This is a genomic window from Serratia sp. PGPR-27 (genome assembly GCF_022678525.1).
Lineage (GTDB): Bacteria > Pseudomonadota > Gammaproteobacteria > Enterobacterales > Enterobacteriaceae > Serratia > Serratia nematodiphila.
The window spans coordinates 1-3,001 of the sequence record NZ_JALBYS010000076.1 but is presented as its reverse complement, the minus strand read 5'-3'; the positions used below and the strand labels follow the sequence as shown (position 1 = coordinate 3,001).

At 57.8% G+C, this 3,001-nt stretch carries 2 protein-coding genes and 1 tRNA gene; 1 reads left to right on the top strand and 2 read right to left on the bottom strand.

Going from position 1 to position 3,001, the window contains the following annotated elements:
* Position 1 precedes the first annotated feature (1 nt).
* Positions 2 to 77, bottom strand: a tRNA-Val gene (locus MMS95_RS24050).
* A gap of 294 nt (positions 78 to 371) precedes the next feature.
* On the opposite strand from MMS95_RS24050, the gene gltX reads away from it, so the two are divergent.
* Entirely contained in the window at positions 372 to 1,787 is a 1,416-nt protein-coding gene (gene gltX / locus MMS95_RS24045) for a glutamate--tRNA ligase (protein ID WP_015378659.1), read from the top strand.
* A gap of 65 nt (positions 1,788 to 1,852) precedes the next feature.
* Here the strand turns inward: gltX and MMS95_RS24040 are convergent, their stop codons facing one another.
* The gene (locus tag MMS95_RS24040) at positions 1,853 to 2,638 is read right to left on the bottom strand and encodes a formate/nitrite transporter family protein (RefSeq protein ID WP_049189264.1); all 786 of its coding nucleotides are present in this window, start codon (positions 2,636 to 2,638) and stop codon (positions 1,853 to 1,855) included.
* Between the last annotated feature and the right edge of the window lie 363 nt (positions 2,639 to 3,001).

The window sequence follows — 3,001 nt, the reverse complement described above, 5'->3', positions numbered from 1 at the left end:
ATGGTGGGTGATGACGGGCTCGAACCGCCGACCCCCTCCGTGTAAAGGAGATGCTCTACCAACTGAGCTAATCGCCCCGTCTTATTGGAGTCGCATTATAGGGATAGTTCAAAGTGAGTCAACGGTTTTTAAAATGATTTCAATCGTTCGCCGCAAATTTAGGCAGGGCGCGATAATAATCGCCAGCAGCGCCGATTCTTTGCGCGATGCTATGCGAAACTCGCCGCAAAACGCGCGAAATCGACCGGTGCAATATCGTGTCGGCGTTGAGGAATTAGCGCGTGGTGATACAATGTCGTCCACTCTTTTTTCAATTCCGAGCAATCGTCGGCAACCGCCGACACGCGTTGCGTAATAAGGCAGTGAACCCAATGAAAATCAAAACCCGTTTTGCACCGAGCCCGACCGGCTATCTTCACGTCGGCGGCGCGCGTACCGCACTTTATTCCTGGTTGTTCAGCCGCCATGCGGGCGGTGAGTTCGTTCTGCGTATCGAAGATACCGATCTGGAACGTTCTACCCAGGACGCGATCGACGCAATTATGGATGGCATGAACTGGTTGAACCTGGATTGGGATGAAGGCCCGTATTTCCAGACCAAGCGTTTCGATCGCTACAACGCGGTCATCGATGAGATGCTGGAGCAGGGCACGGCCTATAAATGCTATTGCTCCAAGGAACGTCTGGAAGCGCTGCGCGAGAAGCAGATGGAAAATGGCGAAAAGCCGCGTTACGACGGCCACTGCCGCGACAGCCAGTGCAGCCACACCGACGACGAACCGCACGTGGTGCGCTTCCGCAACCCGCAGGAAGGGTCGGTGATCTTCGACGATAAAATTCGTGGCCCGATCGAATTCAGCAACCAGGAGCTGGACGATCTGATCATCCGCCGCACCGACGGTTCGCCAACCTATAACTTCTGCGTCGTTGTCGATGACTGGGACATGGAAATCACCCATGTGATCCGCGGTGAAGACCACATCAACAACACCCCGCGCCAGATCAACATTCTGAAAGCGCTGGGCGCGCCGGTGCCGGAATACGCGCACGTGTCGATGATCCTCGGCGACGACGGTAAAAAGCTGTCCAAACGTCACGGCGCCGTGGGCGTGATGCAGTACCGCGACGACGGCTATCTGCCGCAGGCGCTGCTGAACTACCTGGTGCGTCTGGGCTGGTCCCATGGCGATCAGGAGATCTTCTCCATCGACGAGATGAAAGAGTTCTTCACGCTGGAAGCGATCAACAAATCCGCCAGCGCGTTCAACACCGAGAAGCTGCAGTGGCTGAACCATCACTACATCAACCATATGCCGGCGGAAGAAGTGGCGGTGCATCTGGCGTGGCACGTTGAGCAACTGGGTCTTGAAACCCGCAACGGTCCGGAACTGAAGGACATCGTCAAGCTGCTGGGCGAGCGTTGCAAGACGCTGAAGGAAATGGCGGAGTCTTGCCGTTACTTCTACGAAGACTTCAGCGAGTTCGACGCCGATGCCGCCAAGAAGCACCTGCGTCCGGTCGCGCGTCAGCCGCTGGAAGCGGTGCGCGCCAAGCTGGCCGCCATCACCGTCTGGACGCCGGAAAACGTGCACGACGCCATTCAGGGCACGGCGGATGAGCTGGGCGTCGGCATGGGCAAAGTCGGCATGCCGCTGCGCGTGGCGGTGACCGGCGCCGGCCAGTCGCCGGGCATGGACGTGACCGTGCATGCGATCGGCCAGAAGCGTTCGCTGCAGCGCATCGATATGGCGCTGGCTTACATCGCTGAGCGCGAAGCGCAAGCCTGATTCGCTGCTACGCCATAAAGAAAAAGCCCCGAGGAGCAATCCCGGGGCTTTTTTCATGGCGGTTGTCAGGCGTGTTCGCTGGCCGGCAAACCGGGGCGATAGGCGAGGAAATACATCAGCCCGACAAAGCCGGCGCCGCCCAGCGCATTGCCGAGAAATACCGCGACGAAATTAGGCAGATACTGCTCCCAGCCCATGCCGCCGGCGAAGATGGCCGCCGGGATGATGAACATATTCGCCACCACGTGCTGGAAGCCGATGGCGACAAAAGCCATGACCGGGAACCACATGCCGATCACTTTGCCCGGCACATCTTTGCTGGCGAAGGCTAACCACACCGCCAGGCACACCAGCCAGTTGCAGCCGACGCCGGAGATGAAGGCGTGCAGGAAGTCCGCATCCACTTTGGCCTGCGCGATCGCCAGCGTCTTATGCAAAAACGCGCCTTCGGTCAGGCCCAGCAGGTGGCCGAAAAAGTAGGCGACGGCCACGCTGCCGGCCAGGTTGGCCAGGGTGACCCAAAACCAGTTGCGCAGCACGGCGATGGCGGGGATTTCACGAGCGAACCAGGCCATTGGCAAGGTCATCATGTTGCCGGTCAGCAGTTCGCCGCCGGCCAGAATGGTCAGGATCAGGCCGATCGGGAACACCGCTGCGCCCAACAGCGCGCCGAAAGAGCCCCATTCGGCCGGCAGGGTGCCGATGACGTGAATATCCAGCAGGAAGCCGGTGGCGATAAAGGCGCCGGCGAGAAAGCCCAGAATCAGCAGATTAGCGAGCGGGGCGCGGCTTTTGTTTACCCCGGCCTGAACGGCGAGGGCGGCGATTTCTTTTGGTGAATGCAAAGACATGACGGACTCGGTTTATAGTAATGAAGTTTATGGCGCGGGCAGTCTATGCCGCTCGGTAGTCCGACTCAAGCGCATTTCGCTAACATTCCGTTAATTAAAAATCAACGTGATATGCAGGGTCTTTCGCCATTTTGAGATGTAGCGCGCAAAATGGATGAACTCTGCGCAAAGTGATGATTTTTTGGCGCCAAAGATGCTGATTTGGCGGCTTTTTCAACGCTTGATTCAGTAATTCAATTTAGCCGTTGACAGCTTTGAGCGGGTTTCATATTATGCGCCCCGTTCACAGCACAAAGTGATTGTGGAACGGGGCTATAGCTCAGCTGGGAGAGCGCTTGCATGGCATGCAAGAGGTCGACGGTT

Coding starts and splice junctions, on each gene's coding strand:
- gltX (WP_015378659.1), top strand. CDS start 372: ATGAAAATCAAAACCCGTTTTGCACCGAGCCCGACCGGCTATCTTCAC.
- MMS95_RS24040 (WP_049189264.1), bottom strand. CDS start 2,638: ATGTCTTTGCATTCACCAAAAGAAATCGCCGCCCTCGCCGTTCAGGCC.